Annotated in this window: 19 protein-coding genes; 9 read left to right on the forward strand and 10 right to left on the reverse strand. The window is 48.8% G+C overall.

Annotated elements, in window-relative coordinates:
- The first annotated feature begins 4 nt into the window (after nt 1-4).
- Both rpsT and radC read left to right on the forward strand, forming a co-directional pair.
- Nucleotides 5-268 carry a 30S ribosomal protein S20 gene (rpsT, locus tag CWM47_RS12095; protein WP_100988220.1) on the forward strand — a complete coding sequence of 88 codons (264 nt, stop codon included), beginning with the start codon at nt 5-7 and terminating at the stop codon, nt 266-268.
- A gap of 174 nt (nt 269-442) precedes the next feature.
- Nucleotides 443-1,138: a RadC family protein gene (gene radC, locus CWM47_RS12100; RefSeq protein WP_100988221.1), complete on the forward strand. Its 696-nt coding sequence runs from the start codon at nt 443-445 to the stop codon at nt 1,136-1,138.
- A 158-nt stretch (nt 1,139-1,296) separates the two neighbouring features.
- On the opposite strand, the gene CWM47_RS12105 is transcribed toward radC, so the two are convergent.
- From CWM47_RS12105 to CWM47_RS12115, 3 genes are all read right to left on the reverse strand, one after another.
- Nucleotides 1,297-1,878, reverse strand: a complete 582-nt coding sequence (locus CWM47_RS12105) for a pseudouridine synthase (protein ID WP_100988222.1) — start codon at nt 1,876-1,878, stop codon at nt 1,297-1,299.
- 67 nt (nt 1,879-1,945) lie between these two features.
- Nucleotides 1,946-2,722 carry an exodeoxyribonuclease III gene (locus tag CWM47_RS12110; RefSeq protein WP_100988223.1) on the reverse strand — a complete coding sequence of 259 codons (777 nt, stop codon included), beginning with the start codon at nt 2,720-2,722 and terminating at the stop codon, nt 1,946-1,948.
- Between the two features lie 104 nt (nt 2,723-2,826).
- Nucleotides 2,827-4,038 carry a nucleoside permease gene (locus CWM47_RS12115; protein WP_100988224.1) on the reverse strand — a complete coding sequence of 404 codons (1,212 nt, stop codon included), beginning with the start codon at nt 4,036-4,038 and terminating at the stop codon, nt 2,827-2,829.
- Nucleotides 4,039-4,228: 190 nt separating this feature from the next.
- On the opposite strand from CWM47_RS12115, the gene CWM47_RS12120 reads away from it, so the two are divergent.
- Nucleotides 4,229-4,948 (forward strand): DUF4292 domain-containing protein, encoded by a 720-nt coding sequence (locus CWM47_RS12120; protein ID WP_100988225.1) that lies wholly within the window; start codon nt 4,229-4,231, stop codon nt 4,946-4,948.
- Between the two features lie 132 nt (nt 4,949-5,080).
- Nucleotides 5,081-7,294, forward strand: coding sequence for a M28 family peptidase (locus CWM47_RS12125; protein WP_100988226.1), 2,214 nt, complete (start codon nt 5,081-5,083; stop codon nt 7,292-7,294).
- A 54-nt stretch (nt 7,295-7,348) separates the two neighbouring features.
- Here the strand turns inward: CWM47_RS12125 and CWM47_RS12130 are convergent, their stop codons facing one another.
- The 3 genes from CWM47_RS12130 to mutS all read right to left on the reverse strand — a co-directional run bounded on the left by CWM47_RS12130 (nt 7,349) and on the right by mutS (nt 11,010).
- The gene (locus CWM47_RS12130; protein ID WP_100988227.1) at nt 7,349-7,852 is read right to left on the reverse strand and encodes a Rad52/Rad22 family DNA repair protein; all 504 of its coding nucleotides are present in this window, start codon (nt 7,850-7,852) and stop codon (nt 7,349-7,351) included.
- 277 nt (nt 7,853-8,129) lie between these two features.
- Entirely contained in the window at nt 8,130-8,336 is a 207-nt protein-coding gene (locus CWM47_RS12135; RefSeq protein ID WP_100988228.1) for a hypothetical protein, read from the reverse strand.
- Between the two features lie 28 nt (nt 8,337-8,364).
- A complete protein-coding gene (gene mutS, locus CWM47_RS12140) occupies nt 8,365-11,010 on the reverse strand; it encodes a DNA mismatch repair protein MutS (protein ID WP_100988229.1) in 2,646 nt (881 codons plus the stop codon).
- A gap of 106 nt (nt 11,011-11,116) precedes the next feature.
- Here mutS and CWM47_RS12145 point away from each other — a divergent pair, with 106 nt between their 5' ends.
- From CWM47_RS12145 to CWM47_RS12160, 4 genes are all read left to right on the forward strand, one after another.
- A complete protein-coding gene (locus tag CWM47_RS12145) occupies nt 11,117-11,656 on the forward strand; it encodes a PH domain-containing protein (RefSeq protein WP_100988230.1) in 540 nt (179 codons plus the stop codon).
- 51 nt (nt 11,657-11,707) lie between these two features.
- Nucleotides 11,708-12,238 (forward strand): RNA methyltransferase, encoded by a 531-nt coding sequence (locus CWM47_RS12150; RefSeq protein ID WP_100988231.1) that lies wholly within the window; start codon nt 11,708-11,710, stop codon nt 12,236-12,238.
- Between the two features lie 76 nt (nt 12,239-12,314).
- Nucleotides 12,315-12,794 carry a hypothetical protein gene (locus CWM47_RS12155; protein ID WP_100988232.1) on the forward strand — a complete coding sequence of 160 codons (480 nt, stop codon included), beginning with the start codon at nt 12,315-12,317 and terminating at the stop codon, nt 12,792-12,794.
- A 191-nt stretch (nt 12,795-12,985) separates the two neighbouring features.
- Entirely contained in the window at nt 12,986-13,906 is a 921-nt protein-coding gene (locus CWM47_RS12160) for a sensor histidine kinase (RefSeq protein ID WP_100988233.1), read from the forward strand.
- A gap of 86 nt (nt 13,907-13,992) precedes the next feature.
- On the opposite strand, the gene CWM47_RS12165 is transcribed toward CWM47_RS12160, so the two are convergent.
- The 3 genes from CWM47_RS12165 to CWM47_RS12175 form a co-directional block, all read right to left on the reverse strand.
- Entirely contained in the window at nt 13,993-17,760 is a 3,768-nt protein-coding gene (locus tag CWM47_RS12165) for a PVC-type heme-binding CxxCH protein (protein WP_100988234.1), read from the reverse strand.
- A gap of 89 nt (nt 17,761-17,849) precedes the next feature.
- Nucleotides 17,850-18,965, reverse strand: coding sequence for a Gfo/Idh/MocA family protein (locus tag CWM47_RS12170; protein WP_100988235.1), 1,116 nt, complete (start codon nt 18,963-18,965; stop codon nt 17,850-17,852).
- A 58-nt stretch (nt 18,966-19,023) separates the two neighbouring features.
- Complete coding sequence (locus CWM47_RS12175) at nt 19,024-19,902, reverse strand: sugar phosphate isomerase/epimerase family protein (RefSeq protein ID WP_100988236.1); 879 nt, start codon at nt 19,900-19,902, stop codon at nt 19,024-19,026.
- Between the two features lie 135 nt (nt 19,903-20,037).
- On the opposite strand from CWM47_RS12175, the gene CWM47_RS12180 reads away from it, so the two are divergent.
- Nucleotides 20,038-20,910, forward strand: coding sequence for an AraC family transcriptional regulator (locus CWM47_RS12180; protein WP_100988237.1), 873 nt, complete (start codon nt 20,038-20,040; stop codon nt 20,908-20,910).
- Nucleotides 20,911-21,180: 270 nt separating this feature from the next.
- Here CWM47_RS12180 and CWM47_RS12185 read toward each other — a convergent pair whose 3' ends face one another.
- Nucleotides 21,181-22,068 carry an alpha/beta fold hydrolase gene (locus CWM47_RS12185; protein WP_100988238.1) on the reverse strand — a complete coding sequence of 296 codons (888 nt, stop codon included), beginning with the start codon at nt 22,066-22,068 and terminating at the stop codon, nt 21,181-21,183.
- Nucleotides 22,069-22,070: the final 2 nt, after the last annotated feature.

Genomic DNA, 22,070 nt, shown 5'->3' on the forward strand with positions numbered 1-22,070 from the left:
ACCAATGGCAAATCACAAGTCATCAAAAAAAGCTATCCGGTCGAGTGCCAAGAAGCGTTTATTGAACCGTTACCAACACGTAACGACCCGGAACATGGTAAAGAAACTTCGTACGACAACCGACCATGCCATGGCCGTTGAATTGTACAAAACTGTTTCGTCTGCCTTAGACAAACTCGCTAAGCGTAACATCATCCACAAAAACAAAGCAGCCAACAACAAATCGAAATTGGCTCGTTTAGTTAACAAGCTTCAAGCTGCTGCTTAAGCAGTTTTATTGAGTTTGAGTTGTTGTGTAGTAACTGTAATGAGCTATTGCCAACTATATAACCAATAACCAAATTCTTGAGGATGGCAAGTCATACGAAACCTTACCTTTTTGAGGGTAAGGTTTTTTTGTGCACTTTGTAAACCAAAACAGCACCGTAACTGACTTATATCAATGTCCTATGAATCCTCCGGCACCATTCAAAGCTGGGCCGAAGAAGATCGTCCGCGAGAAAAACTCATGCTCAAAGGCAAGGCGGCCTTGTCCGAAGCCGAACTTATTGCGATTCTTATCAACTCCGGCACCGTTGATCTTACAGCCGTAGATGTCTCCCGAATTATTCTCAAAAGCGTCAATAACAACCTCAATGACCTGGCGAAGCTGAGCGTCAAAGACCTCTCGAAGTTTCGGGGTATTGGTGAAGCTCGGGCTATTACTATCATTGCCGCGCTTGAACTGGGTCGTCGGCGTAAGGAACAGGACCGGCCGCAACGGGCACGGGTTACGTGTTCGCGCGATGCCTATAATGAGATGATTCCGCATTTGATCGACAAGCCCCACGAAGAATTCTGGATTTTGTTGATGAACCGCGCCAACGAAATTATGCGTCCGGTTCTGATTAGTACTGGGGGCGTGTCGGGTACCGTTGCCGACCCAAAGTTGATTTTCAAACAGGCTATCGAGCATCTGGCATCCTCGATGATTTTGTTTCATAATCATCCATCAGGCAATTTAACACCTTCGCAAGCAGATAAAGACCTGACTAAAAAACTGAAAGACGCTGGTCGACTGTTAGATATCCCTGTGCTCGATCACCTGATTTTTACCGATAAAGCTTATTACAGTTTTGCCGATGAGGGGATTCTGTAGGTGCTACTTGAATTGAGTGATTCGGTTGTACCTATGGGGTTCAGCCCGTTTAAAACATTAGTCTGGATTACGGGCTGAAGCCCGTAGGTACAACCGAATCACTCAATTCAGCTACTATTTAGTATAGTTATTTGTCGATCATCATAACATACCAATACTTAAAAAAGCCGAAGTCCTTTCATCACCTCTTCCCGACTCAGTTCTCGAACTTGACCGGGCATCATCCCCTCGGCAGTAAAGTTCTCAATAGCCCAGCGTACCAGCCGTAGGGTTGGGAAACCCACCGCAGCGGTCATTTTGCGAACCTGCCGATTTTTACCTTCGTGCAGGGAAATTGATACCCATGAGGTTGGGATACTGGCCCGATACCGAATTGGCGGGTTGCGTTCGGGTAAATCTGGTGCATCAATCACACTGGTCTTAGCCACCAGCGTGTGATAGGTTTTACTATCTACCGAAATGGTGACTCCATCCGACAATTGGCGACAGGCGTCATCGGTCAAAGCCCCATCAACCTGCACGTAATAGGTACGGTTATGCCGAAACTTTGGATTAAGCAGGCGGTGATTGAGTTGTTTGTCATTGGTCAACAACAAGAGCCCTTCGCTGTCGGCATCGAGTCGCCCTACGGGATAGACATCCGAAGGGAAGGTAAACTCCAAATCGGCCAGCGTTTGTTTATCGCCCTCCCGACTGAATTGGGAGAGCATAAGGTAGGGTTTGTAGATGAGAAAGTACATAGTTATCAATGAGCGAAAGAGTGAATGAGTGAAAGAGCGAAACCTAACAATGTGTCGTGTCGCCCTTTCACTCATTCACTCTTTCGCTCATTGATAACCAGACCGGGCAGTGGTCGGCGTGAACGGCGTCGGGTAGCATTTTGCAGTCTATAATTTGGTCACGGAGGTTGTCAGTGACGGAGGCATAGTCGATACGCCAGCCTTTATTGTTGTTACGAGCACCTACGCGATAACTCCACCAGCTATATGCCACATCGGCAGGGTTTTTATACCGAAACGAATCGGTCATGCCGCTACCAAACCAGCCGTCCATCCAGGCGCGTTCTTCGGGTAGGAAACCAGTCGAATTCTTGTTGCGTATGGGATCATGAATGTCGATAGGTGTATGGGCAATGTTGTAATCGCCCACAACAATAAGCTTGGGCCGCTCTTTCCGAAGTTCCTGCACATATGCATAAAAGTCAGATAGAAAACCCATCTTAACTCCCTGGCGAAGTTCGCCCGACGTGCCCGACGGAAAATAGCAATTGAGCAGTGTCAGATCGCCGAAATCGGTGCGCAGAATGCGTCCTTCACAGTCATAAACGGGTAACCCACAGCCTAAAACAACATTCGTTGGGGCTATTTTCGAAAACGTCGCCACACCCGAATAGCCTTTCTTCTCGGCTGCATGCCAGTGATATTGATACCCTAACTGTTCAAATACAGACAGATCAACCACGTCGGTCGTTGCTTTAACTTCCTGAAAGCAAAGAATGTCAAATTGGTGCTGAGACAGCCAGTCGACCAATCCATTACGGATAGCCGCCCGGATACCATTTATGTTGTAGGAAATAAGTTGCATAGATTCTTAAACGCAAGGAGCGCAACGTAAAACGCAAAGGTCGCAAAACTTTATCTTCCCTGCGATCTTTGCATTTTACGTTGCGCTCCTTGCGTTTATAGTAATTACGATACCAGTTCGCCCTCATTAGGAACGGGTCTCTTTTTATCCGTAAACAACAGCACAAAAACGACTAATACCGCAGCCGCGATACCCGCCGGAACGAGCCAGAAAGAAGTCCAGTCGACGCTATTGCCCGTTTTAAACATATCTTTCACAATGCCGGAAAGATAAGAGCCAATACCCATTCCAATACCGTAAGTTGCCAATGAAATTAGTCCCTGTGCCGATGACTTTATCTTTTCACCAGCTTTATTATCGGTATAAATCTGACCTGTAACAAAGAAGAAATCGTAGCAAACCCCATGCAGAATGATAGCCAGATAAAGCATCCATTCGCCTGCACCACCATCGCCATAACCGAAGCAAATGAAACGCACAATCCAGGCCACCAAGCCCACGATAAGCATTTTCTTGACGCCCAGTCGAGTGTAGGCCAATGGGATGAGCAACATAAAGATCACTTCAGACGCCTGCCCAAGTGACATTTTGTTCTCCACATTCTGCATGCCTCCGTCAGTCAGTGACGGATTGGCCATGGCGTAATAAAAAGAAAGCGGAATACAAATAAGTACCGACGACAGAAAGAAGATAGCAAATGAACGGTCTTTGAATAGTTTGAACGCATCCAGACCCAAAATTTGCGAGAAAGATGTGGCTTTAGTAGCCTTGGGAGGGGTGTCAGGCAGGAAAAAGGAGAAAATACCCAGTACAACCGCAGAATACATGGATAGTTGAAAGATTGTTACTTTATCCCCAAAGCCGTAGTACCCAACGATATTAGTAACAACAATCCAGGATACAGTTCCCAGTACGCGAATACCCGGAAACTCTTTTTCAGGGCTGGACATTTGTTGCATCGCAATAGACGATGTTAGGGCCAGAGTTGGCGCGAATGTTAAACAATAAACTAGTAACACCCAGAAAAACTGGTCGGCATCATTCACTTGAATGAGGTAGAAAAGTACTACTGCTCCTAATAAATTAAGGACGCCCAAAACCTTTTGAGCAGCAAAATAGCGGTCTGCAATCATTCCTATAAAGAAGGGAGCGATAAGCATAGCAATTGAAAAAGTCGCAAAAGCGGCTCCCTGCTGTACGCCGGTAGCATGGAGTTGTGTTTCAAGGTACTTTGTCACTTGGCCGTACCAGGCGCCCCACACAAAAAATTGCAGGAACATCATTACGGAAAGTTTGACGCGGGTCGTTGACAGCATCGTAAAGTTAGTAGTTAAGTTTTAAGCCGATGAAGGTAACGAACACCCGTCAGCCCTGCAAGCCGATTGGCCCCTAAAGTTGCCGATAGAGCAAAAATGAATATCATTTTTTGTAACTATCATGCTACTTGCTGTACGTTTTACAAGCGTGGTTCAGTACCTTTACAAACTATCTGACTAATCTATTTGCATGAAAAAGCAACTTATTACCCTTGTGGCCCTAGTGGCCATTCCGGCGTTATCCTTTGCGCAGACAGCCGACGAAATCATCACTAAAAATATTGCGGCTTTGGGTGGTGCCGACAAAGTGGCCGCCGTTAAATCGCTCCAGTTCGACCAGTCTATGAGTGTTATGGGCATGGACATGACGGGTAAAGTAACGACGGTTGTTGGGCAATCGTCCCGTACAGACATTACTGTAATGGGTCAGCAAATGACGCAGGTCGTTGACGGCGATAAAGGCTGGGCGATCAACCCGATGGCGGGCGGTTCTGGTGCACAAGCACTTCCAGAAGATCAAGTGAAGCTACAGAAGGGGAATACTTACGTGATTGGTACTGAGTTGGCAACAGCTAAGGATAAAAAATATCCGGTCGAATTGGTTGGGAAAGAAAAGCTGAACGAAAAAGACGTCTATAATTTAAAAGTGACTGGTCCCTCAGGTGTGGTCAATTACTTCGTCGATGCTGCTACCTATCAACTGGCAGGCAGCAAAGCGACCATTACGATGCAGGGGCAAAGTGGTGAAATCAAATCGCAGTATAGCAATTATAAAACGGTAGACGGCCTTACGTTGCCGTCGACAATAGAACTCAACAGTCCTGCCATGCCGGGTGCTATTACCATGACGTTGTCGAATATGGTATTCAACCCTAAAGTTGATTCGACCATCTTCGCGATGCCTAAATAAGTTTTATTCTCTTTAAAGGAATGAGAGCCGTGCAACCTACGGCTCTTTTTTTATTAACCAACTATTCACTTGCCTTTTTTAAGCTTTACCGAAGTAAATTCCGATATTTGAGAATTATACAATTTGATTCTCATGCACTATCAGCCTCTACTAAAAACTGCTTACCGAACGCTGGCACTGGCGTTTACAGTTGCAGCCGCTCAGGCGCAGCCTGGCCCAGCGCCAGTACTCAGCGGTTTCATTCCTGCCCGGCAGGCCGCTCAGGTTAAACTCGAAGCCGAGTTTAAAACCAAACAATCATCAGCGGCTTTTAAAAATCACCTCGAAAAGCTGAGTAGCGTGCCGCACCTTACCGGTTCGAAGGAAAATGAGCAGGTGCGCGACTACATTGCCGAAACCATGCGTAAGGCGGGTTGGCAGGTAGACATTTACCCGCACGATGTATTACTACCAAAAGGCCCCGGCGAGATTGCCGTTGAACTGGTCGAACCCATCCGTCAGCCGCTGAACATCCGGGAGTTTCTCTTTAAGGAAGACAAGTACAGCAGCGACCCACGACTGACGCCCGGCTATAATGCCTGGTCGGGTTCGGGCGATGCCACCGCCGAAGTCGTATACGCCAACTATGGCCGGAAAGAAGATTTCGAGCAACTTAAAGCGATGGGTATTTCGGTAAAGGGCAAGATCGTGCTGGCTCGTTACGGCGGCAATTTTCGTGGCTATAAAGCCCAGTTTGCCCAAGCCGATGGGGCCGTTGGCGTGATCATTTATACCGACCCCGCCGATAGCGGCTACATGCGCGGCCTGACCTTCCCGGAAGGCCCCTATTACAGCGAAAGCGTGATTCAGCGGGGTTCTCTGCTGACGACGCCCTATACCGGTGACCCGCTTACCCCCGGCGAAGCAGCCTTGCCACTCGATGCCAAGAACACACCCAAACGGCTCGATCAGAATGCCGTTGGTCTGCATAAAATTCCGGTTACGCCCCTCCCCTACGGTTCTGCTACCGAAATTCTGAAACGGATGGCAGGCATCAGACCCGTTCCGGCAGGCTGGCAAGGCGGCTTACCGTATACCTACCGGCTGGAAGGCGGACCAGCGCTAAAAGTGCGGTTGATGGTGAAGCAGGAGAAAACGATTCAGCGGATTTATCAGGTGGTTGGTACGCTGACCGGTGCCGAGTTCCCCGACGAATGGATCATTGCCGGTTGCCATTACGATGCCTGGTCGTATGGTGCTACCGATCCAAACTCGGGTACGGCGATGTTATTGAGCATGACCGAAACGATGGGTAAACTGGCCAAAGCCGGTCAGCGGCCCCGGCGTACGATTAAAGTTTGCCATTGGGACGCCGAAGAACCGGGCGTAATTGGCTCGGCGGAGTGGAGTGAGCAGTTTCGCGATGAGCTGACACAGAAGGCTGTTGCGTATATGAACTACGATGCGGCTGTGTCTGGTCGGACGTTTGGGGCGAGTGCGTCGCCGTCCATGAAGAAGCTGATTATTGAAGCCACTCAGGCGGTTCAATATCCTGATTCAAACAAAACGGTCTATCAGCACTGGATGGGTCATAAAGCAGCAGGCAATCCAACGCGGGTAACGGGCTCATCGGCTCCGGCAGTGATGGCGGGCGAACCAACGATTGGCAACCTCGGTGGCGGCTCCGATCATATTGCGCCATACATGCACATCGGAATTCCGTCGTTGAGTGCGGGTATGGAAGGACCAACGCTTTACCACTCCCAATACGACGACCTCTATTTTTACGACAAGTTCGCCGATCCGACCTACAAAATGGGACCGATGATGGAGCAGGTTGTGGGCACCATGACTATGCGGCTGGCAAACGCCGACCTTGTTCCCTATGACCTTGCCCGCTACCCAGCCGATCTGGCCGTTCACCTGAAAGCCGCCGAAAAAGCCATTCAGGCCTATGCACCGACGTACTCGATCAACCCATTGCTGAATGCCGTTGCCGATATGAAAAAGAATGCCGACGCCTGCGAACTGGCCCGGCAGAATTACCTGCAAACCGGCCGCACCGATAAGCTAGTGGAGTTGAATAAGGAACTTCGACTTCTGGAACGGTCATTTATTGATCCAAAAGGCAACGCGTTTGGTGGCTGGTACAAATCACTCTATGCGTCATCAGACCCAAACAGCGGATATGCGTCCTGGATGCTACCGGGTTTACTATACGAAGCGTCGTTAAAGTCAACGGCGAATCTACCCGACCTGGAAGCTCGCTACAAAAAGGCGATTCAGACACTCAGCGATAAGTTGCTCGTCATTTCGAAGGGCATGGGAGGCAGCAATGCCCCGGCGGCTGTAGGAAGCAGTAAATGATATAATTGTATGATGCAGGGTATATTATAACATCACACACCCTGCATCATACAATTAGGCGGCCTTCGCCGTTGGTTTGGCGTGTTCGGGTTTAAGCACCACTACATCGCGCACAGTGCCGCCCGCGTTGATTTTTTCGACCATTTTGTCTAATAAAGGCGTTGCCCAATTGGGTATATACTTGTCTGTTGTTTCGATCAGCACCTTCGGAAAATCATATAACGCCCGACCTAATCCAAACTGAACAGCGCACCGTTTCATAGCGTCGCTGATACCGCCTTTCACTGGCTCAACACTCGTCCGGCTGGCCCCGTCGGTTTTGCGGACAATTTCACCACCGGGCAGAATCGCCGTGATGGTGCATAAAAAACCACCGTCAATTTCCTTGATTTCGTTTTGCCAGCCTGCCCAACCGAACTGGTCGTCGAAGCGTTGCATCACGCAACGATTAGTGATGTACGGCACGACGATGATCTTCTGACCATCTTTAGTTTGGCTTTGTACCCGCCACTCAATTTCGTGAACCGTAAGTGGGGCGGTTAATGCGTTTAGTTCCATGTTATGTATGTTGTTGTTTACCTGTTATTAACGTGAATTACGAATAAACCTCAATATATCTATCTGATAATCAGAAGATTATTTTTGGCTGATTTTTGTCATCCCGACGTTAGGAGGGATCTTCGGTGAAAGCAGAGTTTTCTATTTTACCAAAAATCCCTCCTAACGTCGGGATGACAAAATGACCGAGGTTAACCTATTGCCTTTAAATAACTTATCTCACTTTTCATCCATACTTCACATTGTTATTAATAAATCTGTCGACGGTGGCCTACTGTTACCACGTCAACAATTGACGTTTCTGCCTGTGTTCAGCCAACGCAATAGTTGGCTCTTTTCGAGCTTTTACATCATCATAAAGCTTAATATCATCTAATTCTTCCAGTTCCTCTAAAACTTGTTGCCACTGTTTAATTGGCAATACTACCGAAACACGCTTACCCTGTTCGTCAGTAATATATTGGGGATGAAGGACTTTGTTCATAGTCTCAAGTTAAACATTCGGTTTATATCTACTCCGCCATTTTCAGCAACTCATTCAATCGCAGCAGCGCTTCAATAGGTGTTAGCCGATTTATGTCGATGGCGCGTAGTTTCTCCTTGATCGCTTCGGATTTGGGGTCGCCGGATTCGATGATGCGAAGGGCTAATTCCCGTTCCTGAGGCACGGCCTTTTGAATGTTTTCCCGGTTAGTTTCGCGTTGGTGCGACGACTCCAGTTGTTTTAAAATCTCATTGGCCCGACTCACAATCTGGGCAGGCATTCCGGCCATCTGCGCTACGTGAATCCCGAAACTGTGTTCCGAACCGCCTTCTTTCAGCTTCCGCAGAAAAATCACTTTGTTGCCCAGCTCTTTCACCGACACATTGTAATTTTTGATGCGTGGGTTATCGGCAGCCAGATCGTTTAGTTCGTGATAGTGCGTGGCAAACAGCGTTTTAGGACGGCAGTCGGTTTTGTTGTGCAGGTATTCGGTGATGGACCAGGCAATGGAAACGCCGTCGTACGTACTGGTCCCCCGGCCAATTTCGTCCATCAAAATCAGGCTTCGTTCGCTCAGGTTGTTGAGAATACTGGCCGTTTCGGTCATTTCAACCATGAACGTACTTTCGCCCCGCGAGAGGTTGTCAGACGCGCCCACACGCGTAAATATCTTGTCGACCAACCCAATGTCTGCCGACGATGCCGGGACAAAACTACCCGACTGCGCCATCAGCACAATCAGGGCCGTTTGCCGCAGCAAAGCTGATTTACCCGCCATGTTCGGCCCGGTAATAATGATGATCTGCTGGGTCTGGTCATCCAGGTAAACATCGTTCGGGATATACGGCTCGCCGGGGGGCAACTGCTGTTCAATAACCGGGTGCCGACCATCTTTGATGTTCAGCACTTTGCTTTCGTTAATGGCCGGCCGAACGTATTTGTTCTTGACAGCAACACGGCCAAACGAAGCCAGTACGTCCAGCACCGACAATACGCGGGCGTTCTGTTGAATAGCCCCCACATACTCACCAGCGGCAATTACCATATCGTTGAACATCCGGGCTTCGATCTGGAAAATCTGTTCCTCGGCGTTCAGGATTTTATCTTCGTATTCTTTCAGTTCGGGCGTAATGTAGCGTTCGGCATTTACCAGCGTCTGCTTTCGAATCCACTCTTCGGGCACACGGGTTTTATGGGCGTGCGTAACCTCTAAGTAATAACCAAACACTTTGTTATAGGCTATTTTGAGTGACGAAATACCCGTCCGTTGTACTTCGCGCTCCTGCAATTGAAGCAAATAATCTTTCCCCGAATACGCAATGGCGGTCAGTTCATCTAACTCTGCGTTAATGCCCTGTTTAATAATTCCGCCCTGGTTTGAGAGTGTTGGGGGATCTTCGCGCAGTTCCGTTTCAATCCGGTCGAGCAGAAACGAAACCGGGTTGAGTTGATCGGCATATTTCTTTAATGAAGGCGACTCCTTTTGGCTCAGCGCCGTAATCAATAGTTCTTTAATCGGCAGCACATGTTGAAGCGACCGTTTCAATTGCAGCAACTCACGCGGGCTGATACGCCGAACAGCCACTTTAGAAACCAGCCGTTCCAGATCACCAATTTGCTTCAGGTGATTCATCAGCGTGTCGGCTAAATCAGTATCGCCAACCAATAACTCGACCATATTCAAACGCTCGTCGATCAGGGCTTTTTCCTTGAGTGGCAAGTTGAGCCATTTACGTAGCAAGCGTGCGCCCATTGGCGTTACGGTCTGGTCGAGGATCTGAATCAGGGGCACACCTCCCTCCTGCTGGGCGACCGTCAGTTCAAGATTACGGATGGTGAATCGGTCGAGCCACACGTAGCGATCTTCTTCAAGCCGGGTAACGCGGGTTATGTGCTGAAGGTCTTTATGCTCCGTTTCGTTGAGGTAATGCAGAATCACACCAGCCGCGATAATCCCATCGGGCATGCCCTCAATACCGAACCCTTTGAGCGAAGTGGTCTGAAAATGCTGTTTCAGGAAATTGTACCCAAAGTCGTAGGTGAAGGCCCAGTCCTCGAGGGTGTATGTATGAAATTTATCGCCGAATAAACTGCCGAACTCCTGCCGATTACGTTTGCAGTACAGAACTTCCGATGGGTTGAAACTTTGCAGCAGTTTATCGACGTAAGCCGAATTACCCTGCGAGGCCAGAAATTCGCCCGTCGAAATATCCAGGAATGAGATACCGAATGTATCGTCTGTTTTGCCGAAGTGAACAGCGGCAAGGTAGTTGTTGCGCCGGGTGTCGAGCACATTGTCATTAAATGAAACACCGGGGGTCACTAGTTCCGTAACACCCCGCCGAACAATGCCTTTCGCTACCGATGGGTCCTCTAACTGATCGCAGATAGCGACGCGTTCGCCCGCCCGAACGAGTTTAGGCAAGTGGGTATCAAGCGAGTGGTGGGGAAACCCGGCCAGTTCTTCGTTCGATCCGCCGTTGTTTCGTTTGGTAAGCGTAATGCCCAGAATCTTGCTGGCCCGAACGGCATCTTCGCCAAAGGTTTCATAGAAATCACCAACACGAAAGAGCAGCAACGCACCGGGATATTTGGCTTTGATCTGGTTATATTGGCGGTTGAGGGGCGTTTCGTTTTTCTTAACTTGTGGCTTTGCTGCGGTGGTCGATTTCACTGATTTTCGTTGGATTGTCGTAAACAAAAATAGCAAAATTTACCGAGAAAATGGCGGTTTTTCGCCTTATTACAGGTGTAAATCGTAAACAAAACAGCTCCTTGCAATGACCTCTCCCGAACTAACCTTTCCGCTAAAAGCCAGCTTCAACCCGATTATCCGAACCTATCTATTACTGTACATCTCCTTCTTTTTGGTCATCTCGATTATTGGCATCTTATTCCTCCCATTCTGGCTTTTGGGCGTGGGCCAGTGGTGGAGCAGTCACTATTTCAAAAACCTGGAATGCGAATTATCAGAACGTTCTCTGCGATTCAAAAAGGGAATCCTGTTTCAGGTCGAGAAAACGATTCCGCTGGAAAATATCCAAGATGTTACATTTGTCGCTGGCCCCGTGCTGCGTCATTTTGATCTTTGTATACTAAAATTTGAAACCGCCGGGCACAGTCAAAACCAAGCTAATGATATGGAGTTAATCGGCATTATTGATGCACAGGCTTTCCGAACGCACATTATTGAACAACGGCAAAAGCTGATGACACTTAAAACTAATCAGCCTCCTGTTGCTACAGATCAGACGCTTCTAACAGAAATAAGGGATACCTTGCGCGACATCAGGCAACTATTGCACGATAGTAGCAAATGAGCTTGGTGGATTCTATTATCATGCAAGACTACTAATTCAATAGACGCTTAAATGCCTCCAAAAAAAATCACCCTCGATGAGCTCAACCGATTGTCGGTTTCTGATTTCAAAGACGCCGAAAAATTTCCTTACTGCCTTATTTTAGATGACATCCGAAGCTTAAATAATGTCGGGTCTGTGTTCCGGACAGCCGATGCATTCCGGGCGGAGAAACTTTACCTGTGTGGTATTACAGGCCAGCCACCCCACCGCGACATTACCAAAACGGCTTTGGGGGCCACCGAATCTGTTTCGTGGGAGCATGCAGCCGATATAGTAGCTTTAGTTAGACAACTTCAGGAAAGCGGCTGGATTGTAGCGGCTGTAGAGCAAGCCGAAGGAAGTACCTTGCTAAGTGATTTTTTGCCAGAGTTAAACAAACCGTATGCCTTTGTGTTGGGAAATGAGGTGGCAGGAGTTCGCGATGAGATTGTCCAACTAGCTGATTTAGTGATCGAAATCCCACAGTTTGGCACAAAACACTCACTTAATATTGCGGTGACAGCCGGAATTATTTGCTGGGATTACCTACAAAAGAAATAACAAAAACTTAACATTGAACTTGCATTTACCCCAAATAAATCGTATTTCTTTGTAGATTTTTTTATTCACTATTTTTATGACAAATAAGACCACAAAAACGAAACAGGAATCACTGGCATCAGAAATTGTCAGTTCGATCGAAACCAAGCTTAGTGAAGCAGGTGAGGCTACAAAAAAGATGAAGAAATCCATCGAGAAATCGGCGGCAAAATTGGCCAAGAAACTCACTAAACTAATGCAGAAGGCCGAGAAAAAGGCCGTTAAGCCAATTAAAACAGGCGAAAAAAAACTAAAAAAAGAAGGGGCCAAAGCAAAAAAGAACGCTCAAAAAGCTGAGAAGAATGCAAAACGCACGGCAAAAAAAGCAGCTAACCTAGTTTCAGAAGCCGTTGATGTTGCCAAAACGGCAATAACACCAAAAACACCCAGCCGCCCATCACGCGCTACCACAACCGCGTCGAAACCAGCCGCGACAAAATCTGCGACTCGTACACCAGGCGCGAAAACCACTACAAACTCATCAACGCCAGCCGAAACGGCGACGGAAAACGCATAAGATTAATTCTGACGACTATTATTTACTTAATGCCCGCTTTTGGCGGGCATTTTTGTTGTAGCCTATTATTTTTATAGGGATTTTAGTGTGACATTTATGAAGGAGTCTGGTCTATTATAGGCTTTGTCGATTTCAAACTAGAGTTTTCTACTTAATCCGTAACAGACGATTAATCTATAACAGACGGCGTTATGCTACACCGTTACCGTTCCAGTGCCTTCCCTTTATTTACCTTCGCGCTTTTGTTAGTTTTTATAGCCGGATTGTTACTCAGAAACTGGCTTTCAGCTCCAGAAACCGACTCGTTCGTGAGCCCGTCATTACTATGGTTAGCCTTATTTGGCCTGGCCATTGTACTACAAATGGTGATTGGCTACGTCTTATGGCGGGTGCTGCGCCAACGACAACGATCTGTTGTACAAACAGAAGTGCTCCATTCAATCGTCCACGAATTTCAAACGCCCATTACCGCTATCCGGATGGCGGTCGATATTCTGGACTCCCCGATTGCCCGTAATCAGCCCGAACGAACGGAGAAATACGTTCGCATTATTCGGGAAGAAACAGAACGGCTTCAGCACCATGTAGAAACGATGCTCACGCTGGCCCGTGCTGACCGGAACACGCTGATACTGAACACCGAACCGGTTTACGTACATCAACTTCTACACTCTGTAGCCGAACGCCACGGCGAATACCTGACGGTAAAGCTGCCTAACACAGATACGTACATTCTGGCCGACCGGCTGCACTTGACCAACGTCCTCTATAATCTGTTGGATAATGCCGTTAAGTATAGCTCGCATGAGCCCCGAATAACAATGCAGGCCAGGAAAGATACCGACGGTCTTACGATCTCGATTTGTGACGAAGGTGTCGGTATTCCGCCCAAACTAATATCCCAGATTTTTCAACCTTTCTTCCGAGTTCATGATCGCAATCAACCCAGTGTAAAAGGCTTCGGCTTGGGACTGAGCTATGTTCAACGAATCATCCAGTCGCACGGCTGGACAATCTGGGTAAAAAGTGAACAGGGCAAAGGCAGTGAATTCATTATTCAAATACCCCCCTCGTCCATATTACCTCCACTTCCAAAAGACATGCCTGCGTAGCCGGAAAACTATCAAGTAACTAAACGACAATGGCCAGACATCATACTGATATCTGGCCATTGCCTTTTTGGTAAAGCGCTGTTGTACTATTTGGCACTCATGCCAATACTCGCTTTGGTAACTTTCATAACACCGTTCATAATCCGCCAGTGACCAGGGAATGTACACACGAACGGATAGTCGCCGGGCGTAGTGGGGGCCGTAAATTTAAGTCGGTACGTTTGGTCCGGGTTAACCAGTGGCGTGGCAGCCAGCACCTGCGAAATAGCGGGCACGTAATTGCGATCGGCGCCATCTTTTGCCGTAATCAGCTTGTCGGCAGCAGCGCCAATAATTTCCATGCTCTTGGGTTTACCTACCACCAGATTGTGCTGCATGGCATCGACGTTCTCCAGCACCAGCTCAACCTGCTTGCCTGCCGTAACGGTAAACTCTTTTTTGTCGAAACGCATCTCTTCACGCACCGTTTTCAGGCGAATCACTTCTACGTTTGGATCAACCGGCTCGCTCTTGGTCAGGCCCCATACTTCATACAGGCGACCCAAACGCTCGCGATTCTCCGTGGATGACGACCCACTCAAACTAGCCAGAAACGACTTGTCGGCATCACGTACCTGAGCGGGCTGTTTCATATTCCATCCTTCCGATACACCTTTCACAATGGCATCGCCCTGAGCGCGGTCCAGTTTTGCACTTTGCCGGAGCAAGGCAATAACCGAGTCGACGGAAGCAACCGAGGCATAACTCCGGGTGGCCCGTTCGAGCGTGTAGGCACTGAGACTCTGTGGGGCGCGGTAAGTTAGTGTGTGCGTTGCGTTGTTGTTCTGCTCGTTACCCTCGGGGATGACGTTTTCCCGGTCGAGCATGACCGAGATCGTATAGTCGCCCGCCCGCTCGAATAAAACACCCATATCACCCACCCAGGGACCATTGTTCGATTTGCTGATGGTTACCGTTTCGCCGGGCTTGATGCCTTTGTCATGGGTCACACTAACAAAATTGATCTTGGCGCCTTCCTGCTCTCCCTTCGGCCCTTCAATACGAACCGTCATTGGAATAGGGATACCTTCGGGAATGGCGACACCACCGGCGTTGGTCACGTCGACAAAAATGCGCGCGCCCTCCCGTACCGATGGCGACTCGGGTGTTGTTCGTACGGCTGCTACCATCAGGTCTGGCTTATTGCCGGTGGGTGCTTTCGCAGCTTTCTGCATTGGCGCATCAGCACCATTATCTTTAGCAGCGTGGGCACTCATGTCGTGAGCCGGTTTGGGCTGCGCAGGGGCACGCATAGCCACCTGATTTATATAGGTTTTCAATAACTTCCCGTCCTGTCCTGTCAATACACAGGCAAACGCGTCGGGCAACCAGCGGTCGTTGGTTTCGGTTGCTTTGTCGAGCCGGGCCAGAATAGCCTGTTGCACAGCCTGCGTTTGTGGAATTTCAGATAGTTTCAGTAACGTATTCAGCACAACCAAGGGCTCCTTGTCGTTCAGCATATTGGTTTCGATCAGGGCACCGGCAACATCCGGTGTAGCAGGCATTACCTGTACTGCCGTTTTGCGGACACTGGAAGCGGGGTGTTTGAGTGCCTGTCCAGCGGCTACAGCTGCGTCACTGTTTGTTCCGTCCAATGCGCCTAGTCCCTGCAACGTCCAGAGTGCATGGATAGCCGCCGGATTGTTATCGATTTCATCAACCGATTTGTCGTTTACCAGGGCAATCAGCTGCGGCACCACATCTTTATTATTCCGCTCGATCAATAGCCGCTGGGCAGTCATCCGCCAGAACATGTTTGTGTTTTTCAGCGCGGCAATCAATTCCTGCGGACGGTCTTTGCTCAGCGCCATTGGCGCATAGGCGGGTGCATTTTTATAGCCAACGCGGTAGATACGGCCGTGGGTAAAATCGCGGAGGGGCGTTTCGTAGGCGTTGCCCGACCCATTGGTGGCTCCTTTCGGCGTAGGGTTGTGCTGGATAATATAGCTGTACCAGTCAACGACCCAAACGGCACCATCGGGCCCCACTTCGGCAAAAACAGGCGCAAACCATTCGTCGGCTCCCGCCATGAGGTTGAACCCTTCGGCATCTTCGAAGTTCGTTCCGGTTTTCTGCATCACGTTCTGGTGCAGAATATGGCCCGTTGGCTCAGACACAAAGGCAATGGTATTCCAGTATTTTTTCGGGAAAGCCCGGGCAGTATAAAAGTTATGGCCCGCAGCTGCCGTGAATCCGCCAAAAACATCGACCTGCCGAACCTTTTCGGTAATGGGTTTCATGTCCTTGTGCGTATCAGTGCTGCGGCTGCCGTTTTCGCGAATGTGCGGTGCTCCATTAAAATACCGATTCGGAATGGCCATGTACCAGCCGTGCGAATTGTTGGCGGTCGACCCAAAAATATCGCCCGTTTCGGTCAGGCCAAGCCCCCATGTATTGTTGGATGTACCGGTCACGTATTCGAGCTTCGACCCATCTGGCTTGAACCGGAAAAAGCCCTGACCGAACTTCACACTGTCGGCACCGATTTTACCTTTAAAACCCGAGTAGCCAACGCTGCCCCAAATCCAGTTGTCAAAACCATAGTGCAGGTTGCTTGGTCCGGCATGGGTATCATAGGTACCAAATCCGGTAATGACAACTTTCTTCACATCGGCCTTATCATCGCCGTTGGTATCCTGCAAAAACAGCATGTGTGGTGCCTGCGAAACATACAGACCACCATTGCCAAAGGCCATTCCAGTTGGGATACTCAGTCCCTCGGCGAAGTTGGTAAACTTATCGGCTTTCCCATCTTTATCGGTATCCTCGCAAATAACGATGTAATCGGAACCACCTTCTGGTTTGCGTTCGTTGGGATAGTCTTTTGTTATCAGCGCATAGAGTCGTCCGCGTTCATCCCATGCCATAGCGATCGGGTGCATAACGTTCGGTTCATGCGCGAATAAATCGAGCGTAAAGTCTACGGGCACCTGAATGTGCTTCATGGACTCTTCCGGCGAAAGTGGGTTCTGCTCTAACTGAGCTCCCGGGCGTTTTTCGTAGTTAGGCAGGTTAGCATCATGATAGGTGAACGCTTGCGGCTTCAGATCGTCATGCTGTTTTTTCACCTCATCGCCCACGGCCCACAAAATACCGCGCTCCAGCAGTTGCTGAAAACCCGGCTGGCTCCAGGTGCGCTCATCGTGACCATAGGCGGTGTAGAACACACGACCCTTGCCGTATTGACGAGTCCAGGTGTACGGCTCCTCCTTCTGGCCCGGCTTATCGGTTGCCTGATCAGCCTTGATGTCCCGCACGGCCAAAACATTGTTGTCGGCCTGTAAGTGACTGTGCAGGTAGGTCTCGTCATACGCCTTGAACGAGGGCAAACCCGCTACAATTGGGTTGTTTGGCTGCGTAAAATGGGTTTGAATGGTATCCATTTTATGCCGCCAGAATTGCCCGCCTACGACTTTATCGACGTATTCGGGGGAGTTTCGGAAGCAATACGACGCGCAGTGAACGGGAATCAGCCCTCTTCCCGACGAGACATAGTCTAACAAGGCTTTTTCCTGCGGCTTCCCAATACTGTCCCAGTTGGCAAAGATCAGTAAGCCGTCGTACTTGTTCAGGTTGTCGGCATTCAGGTCTTCTAGTTTATCCGTATAGGTAATATTGATGCCTTTATTGCCCAGTGCGGCCATTAGCTCAGGCACCCGTTCGATAGGCCGGTGATGGCCATTGTCGCCCAGAAAGAGGATTTCTGTCCGGCGCGGGCTTTTCGACTCCTGCCGAACACTCGTTTGTTTCGCCGACTGACGGGCGCACTGGGTAAGGATTACCATTAACCCGATGGCAGTTAGTATTTTTTTCATTTTAAACACAGAGTGAACAGAGGATTCACGGAGAGCACGGAGCAACTTGGTGCCCTCCGTTTTTTCTCCGTTACCTCCGTGTTTACTAGTTAGACATTTTTAAAATCTGGCAATTGAATCAACTTCCCACCCTGTAAAGCCGATTCGTGCGCCAGAATACCCACACTCGTCCAGTTGGCCGATTGTGCTGCATTGGGGAACGGATCACGGTCTTCAACGATGGCCGACACAAATTCATGTACCATGTGTGGGTGCGACCCACCATGACCTCCCCCCTGCGTAAACGATAGGTGTTGCTGCTCATCGGCATCATACACCCCTTTGGTCGTGAATCCGGCTATTTCGGCGGGTAGTAAGCGCCCATAATCGGGTACAGTTACCTTTTCGGGAATCTCCGGCTCCGGCTTTTTGGCCGTATGAATAACCGGCTGCTCATCTTCAATCAGTTGCCATTCGAACGATTTTTTATCGCCGTATACTTCAAAACTTTCCCGGTATTGGCGGGCCACATCGAACAGCGACCGGTAAACATAGGCCGACAAATCACTGTCTTTGAACTTGATATGCGCCGACTCCACCGCAAATGGCGAGTTATGAATCTTGGCTAACTCCTCCCGAATCGTACCCGAACCAAAGCAGGATACATAGTCGGCTTCGAGTTTGAGCAAGCCCGCAACGGGGCCAACACAGTGCGTTGCATAATGCATTGGTGGTAAACCCGGCCAGTAATCAGGCCACCCGTCCATGTCCTGCTGGTGACTTGCTTTCAGAAACTGAACTTTACCCAGTTCGCCCGTTTCATATAACTCCTTCACAAACAGAAACTCGCGGCTGTAAACCACCGTTTCCATCATCATGTACTTTTTGCCTGATTCCTTACAGGCTTTCACGATTTCCAGACAATCGGCCACACTTGTCGCCATTGGTACCGTACAAGCTACGTGTTTTCCAGCCCGCAGGGCCTTCAGACTTTGCTCGGCATGGTTTGGAATGGGCGAGTTGATATGCACCGCGTCGATGGCCGGGTCGGCCAGCAGTTCGTCGTAGTTGCTATAGCGTTTTTCAATGCCATACGCATCACCTATTTCATTTAACTTCTCAACGTTGCGCTGGCAAATCGCATACATGTTTGCGTTGGGGTGCCGCTGATAAATTGGAATAAATTCGGCCCCAAATCCGAGGCCAACGATTGCGATGTTAATCATTTTTAAAGTACGAAAGAGTGAATGAGCGAAAGAGTAAAAGAGAGAAAGAGTGAAATAATCATTTCATAATATAGCTCTTTGACTCTTTCGCTCTTTCACTCTTTATAAAGTCTAGTCCATCGACGGCCAGCTGCTCGGGCGAATCGAACATAGGCCGGAAAATATGTGTGGCTGCTGCCAGTTCGGGCGGGTTCGGGCCAAAGGCTTCAATGGCAATGGGCCCTGCATAATCGACCTCCTCCAGGACAGCAAATACCTCTTCGAAATTTATATGCCCCTTGCCGGGAGTGGACCGGTCATTCTCCGAAATCTGCACATGAATCAAATAAGGCGCGCACATTCGTAAGGCATCACCAATACTTTTCTCCTCCATATTGGCATGAAAGGTGTCGAAAGCAACCCGGCAGTTCGGGTGGTTGACCGCTTCTACATACCGCACTACATCATCGGCGCAGGTGAGCAGATAAATTTCAAATCGATTGAGGTACTCGATTGCCAGCGTTACGCCCTGTGTCTGCGCGTATTCGGCTACCTCACGCATACCATTTACCGACCAGTTCCACTCTTCGGCCGTTGCCGGTTTGCCCGTAAATGTCTTGAATCCTGCATACATAGGCCCCATTACAATCGCAGACCCAACAGCCCGCGAGCAATCGACCACTTGTTTGAGATAATTGACGCTGGCTGTACGTACAGACTCATCAGAACTAATCAGGCTGTGCTCAGGACCGCAGATCGTACAGGTCTGTACACCCAGCCCCAACTCACTGATTTGCTTCCCAATACGGTGCCATTTGTCTAGGCCAGCAGGCCCCGGCTCACTAATGGGTACTTCAACAAAGTCGAAGCCACTCGTTTTCAAAAACCTGAATGTATCGGTCAAATCTTCGTCCATCGACATTGTCCAGACGAACATATTCATTCCTATCTTATTCATATTCTTTCCGTAAAAAGTTAAACAAATATAAATAGGGCTTAAATTTGTATTCTGGCTTTTATTATCGAATACCGACTTTATTTTTACACATATTATAGAAATTAATCGATATTTGCGTTAAAAATCAGCAACTGAATGAAACAGCCTCTTCGCAAAGACCTCGAACCTGTTGCGGCTTCATTCATCGTGAAAGAGTTGTCAGAACCGCACTTTGACCAAAACTGGCACTTCCATCCGCAATACCAGTTGTTTCTGGTTGAAGAAGGTACAGGTACTCGTTTTATCGGTGATTCGATCAAGCCGTTTGGACCCGGTGATCTGGTTTTTCTGGGCCCGAATTTACCTCACCTCTGGCGTAGCGATCAGGCCTATTTTGATCGGCAATCAAGTTTGACGACGCGCGGTATTGTGGTTTACTTTACCGAAGATTTTCTGGGAAATGATTTCTTCGAAAGGCAGGAAATGTCTCAACTGAGGCAGTTACTTGGCCAGGCCCGGCAGGGTCTGGAATGGACCGGTCATACCCGTAGTCGAACAGAAACGGCATTGCAGAACCTGACCCGGCAGGCAGCAGGCTTCGAACGCGTCATTAGTCTTTTATCTTTATTGAACGACCTTTCCAGAGCGACCGATTATCGGTATTTGACAAGCCCTGGCTATACTAATACCGTTAAGGCAACCGAAACGGACCGAATGCAATTGGTATATGATTATGTACTAGGGCACTTTCCTGACGACCTGAGTCTGGATACGATTGCCGATCTGGCTGGCATGACCTCCCCGGCTTTCTGTCGGTATTTCAAAACCCGCGCCAACAAAACATTTTCCGAATTCGTCTCCGAAGTACGCATTGGACACGCCTGCAAATTACTCATGAACGGCAAGCTCAACATCACGCAGATCAGTTTTGAGAGCGGCTTCCGAACCCTGTCGAACTTTAACCGACAGTTTAAAGATATTACCGGCCAAACGCCATCGGCCTATGTGAAGACCTACAAACAATTATAGAGTCAGTTCCGTAACTGATGCCCGATAAAAACATAGGCGTAAAACGAAAACGGCCGGCCCTCTTAGGAGAGGGTCGGCCGTTTTGAATTAAGCAATCGAACAGAATTAAAATATATATTTAACCACAGAGACGGTCCGCCGTTGCGGCACAGAGCGTACAGAGGTGCAATATTCTGATAACAAGCCGATTGAAGCTCTGTGCTCTCTGTGCCGCAACGGCGGACCGTCTCTGTGGTTAAAAAATTTGCGTAAGTACTTAAAAAGGCTTTTTTAATAAATAGTAGTGGTTCCTATTGATTCCCGGACAGTCACACCTTCCTGGATAAACGCAAGCAGATCCTGTGTCAGTCGATCTTTTTCGGTGATGAACAGGCCATGAGGAGCACCGTCATAAACAATATACGATGCGTTTGGCAGCGCGTTGGCTGTCCGCTCGCCCGAGGCTTCAATGGGCACGGTTTTGTCAGCATCGCCGTGAATAATCAGGGCAGGCACCTGAATTTGTGCCAGATCATCCCGAAAATCGGTTTGCGCAAATGACTTGGCACATTCAAGTGTGGCTTTGTGCGATGCCACATAAGCCCGTGCGAAATCGCCGTCGAGGTGAGCCTGACTAACGGGCTGACTGATCAGGTTAACGCCGTAGAACTGCTTGCCAAATGTTTTCAGAAAATCAGCTCTGTCTTTCTGAAGGTTAGTAGTTATTTCATCAAAAACATCCTGATCTACCCCATCCGGGTTATCCTCAGTTTTAAGAAGATACGGCGTTACAGCACTAATAAAGGCTACTTTCGATACCCGTGCGCCACCATGACGACTCATGTAGCGGGCCACTTCGCCACCGCCCATCGAGAAGCCAACCAAGGTTACATTTTGCAGATTCAATTCATCGAGAACTGCTTTCAAATCGTCGGCAAGGGTATCATAATCATATCCACCCCAGGGCTGCGACGACTTGCCGAATCCCCGACGGTCGTAGGCCACCACACGGAGGCCGTGAGCGGGTAATTCGGCCAGTTGATAATCCCACATTTCGTGGCTCAATGGCCAGCCATGAATCAGAACAACTGTTTGTGTGGCGTTTCCGGTACCCAGGTCCTGATAGAACAGTTTGATGTCATTGCCAGACGCATCCGTACCCGCTTTAATGTAGCTCATAA

The sequence above is a fragment of the Spirosoma pollinicola genome, from assembly GCF_002831565.1.
Classification (GTDB): Bacteria; Bacteroidota; Bacteroidia; order Cytophagales; family Spirosomataceae; genus Spirosoma; species Spirosoma pollinicola.

What these genes read in the sequence shown, in the direction of transcription:
- CWM47_RS12130 (WP_100988227.1), bottom strand. Translation starts at nt 7,852, where the DNA reads ATGGAACTAAACGCATTAACCGCCCCACTTACGGTTCACGAAATTGAG.
- CWM47_RS12150 (WP_100988231.1), top strand. Translation starts at nt 11,708, where the DNA reads ATGCCTCCAAAAAAAATCACCCTCGATGAGCTCAACCGATTGTCGGTT.
- CWM47_RS12170 (WP_100988235.1), bottom strand. Translation starts at nt 18,965, where the DNA reads ATGATTAACATCGCAATCGTTGGCCTCGGATTTGGGGCCGAATTTATT.
- CWM47_RS12125 (WP_100988226.1), top strand. Translation starts at nt 5,081, where the DNA reads ATGCACTATCAGCCTCTACTAAAAACTGCTTACCGAACGCTGGCACTG.
- CWM47_RS12165 (WP_100988234.1), bottom strand. Translation starts at nt 17,760, where the DNA reads ATGAAAAAAATACTAACTGCCATCGGGTTAATGGTAATCCTTACCCAG.
- rpsT (WP_100988220.1), top strand. Translation starts at nt 5, where the DNA reads ATGGCAAATCACAAGTCATCAAAAAAAGCTATCCGGTCGAGTGCCAAG.
- CWM47_RS12115 (WP_100988224.1), bottom strand. Translation starts at nt 4,038, where the DNA reads ATGCTGTCAACGACCCGCGTCAAACTTTCCGTAATGATGTTCCTGCAA.
- CWM47_RS12185 (WP_100988238.1), bottom strand. Translation starts at nt 22,068, where the DNA reads ATGAGCTACATTAAAGCGGGTACGGATGCGTCTGGCAATGACATCAAA.
- CWM47_RS12160 (WP_100988233.1), top strand. Translation starts at nt 12,986, where the DNA reads ATGCTACACCGTTACCGTTCCAGTGCCTTCCCTTTATTTACCTTCGCG.
- CWM47_RS12135 (WP_100988228.1), bottom strand. Translation starts at nt 8,336, where the DNA reads ATGAACAAAGTCCTTCATCCCCAATATATTACTGACGAACAGGGTAAG.
- CWM47_RS12155 (WP_100988232.1), top strand. Translation starts at nt 12,315, where the DNA reads ATGACAAATAAGACCACAAAAACGAAACAGGAATCACTGGCATCAGAA.
- CWM47_RS12120 (WP_100988225.1), top strand. Translation starts at nt 4,229, where the DNA reads ATGAAAAAGCAACTTATTACCCTTGTGGCCCTAGTGGCCATTCCGGCG.
- radC (WP_100988221.1), top strand. Translation starts at nt 443, where the DNA reads ATGTCCTATGAATCCTCCGGCACCATTCAAAGCTGGGCCGAAGAAGAT.
- CWM47_RS12180 (WP_100988237.1), top strand. Translation starts at nt 20,038, where the DNA reads ATGAAACAGCCTCTTCGCAAAGACCTCGAACCTGTTGCGGCTTCATTC.
- CWM47_RS12105 (WP_100988222.1), bottom strand. Translation starts at nt 1,878, where the DNA reads ATGTACTTTCTCATCTACAAACCCTACCTTATGCTCTCCCAATTCAGT.
- CWM47_RS12175 (WP_100988236.1), bottom strand. Translation starts at nt 19,902, where the DNA reads ATGAATAAGATAGGAATGAATATGTTCGTCTGGACAATGTCGATGGAC.
- CWM47_RS12110 (WP_100988223.1), bottom strand. Translation starts at nt 2,722, where the DNA reads ATGCAACTTATTTCCTACAACATAAATGGTATCCGGGCGGCTATCCGT.
- CWM47_RS12145 (WP_100988230.1), top strand. Translation starts at nt 11,117, where the DNA reads ATGACCTCTCCCGAACTAACCTTTCCGCTAAAAGCCAGCTTCAACCCG.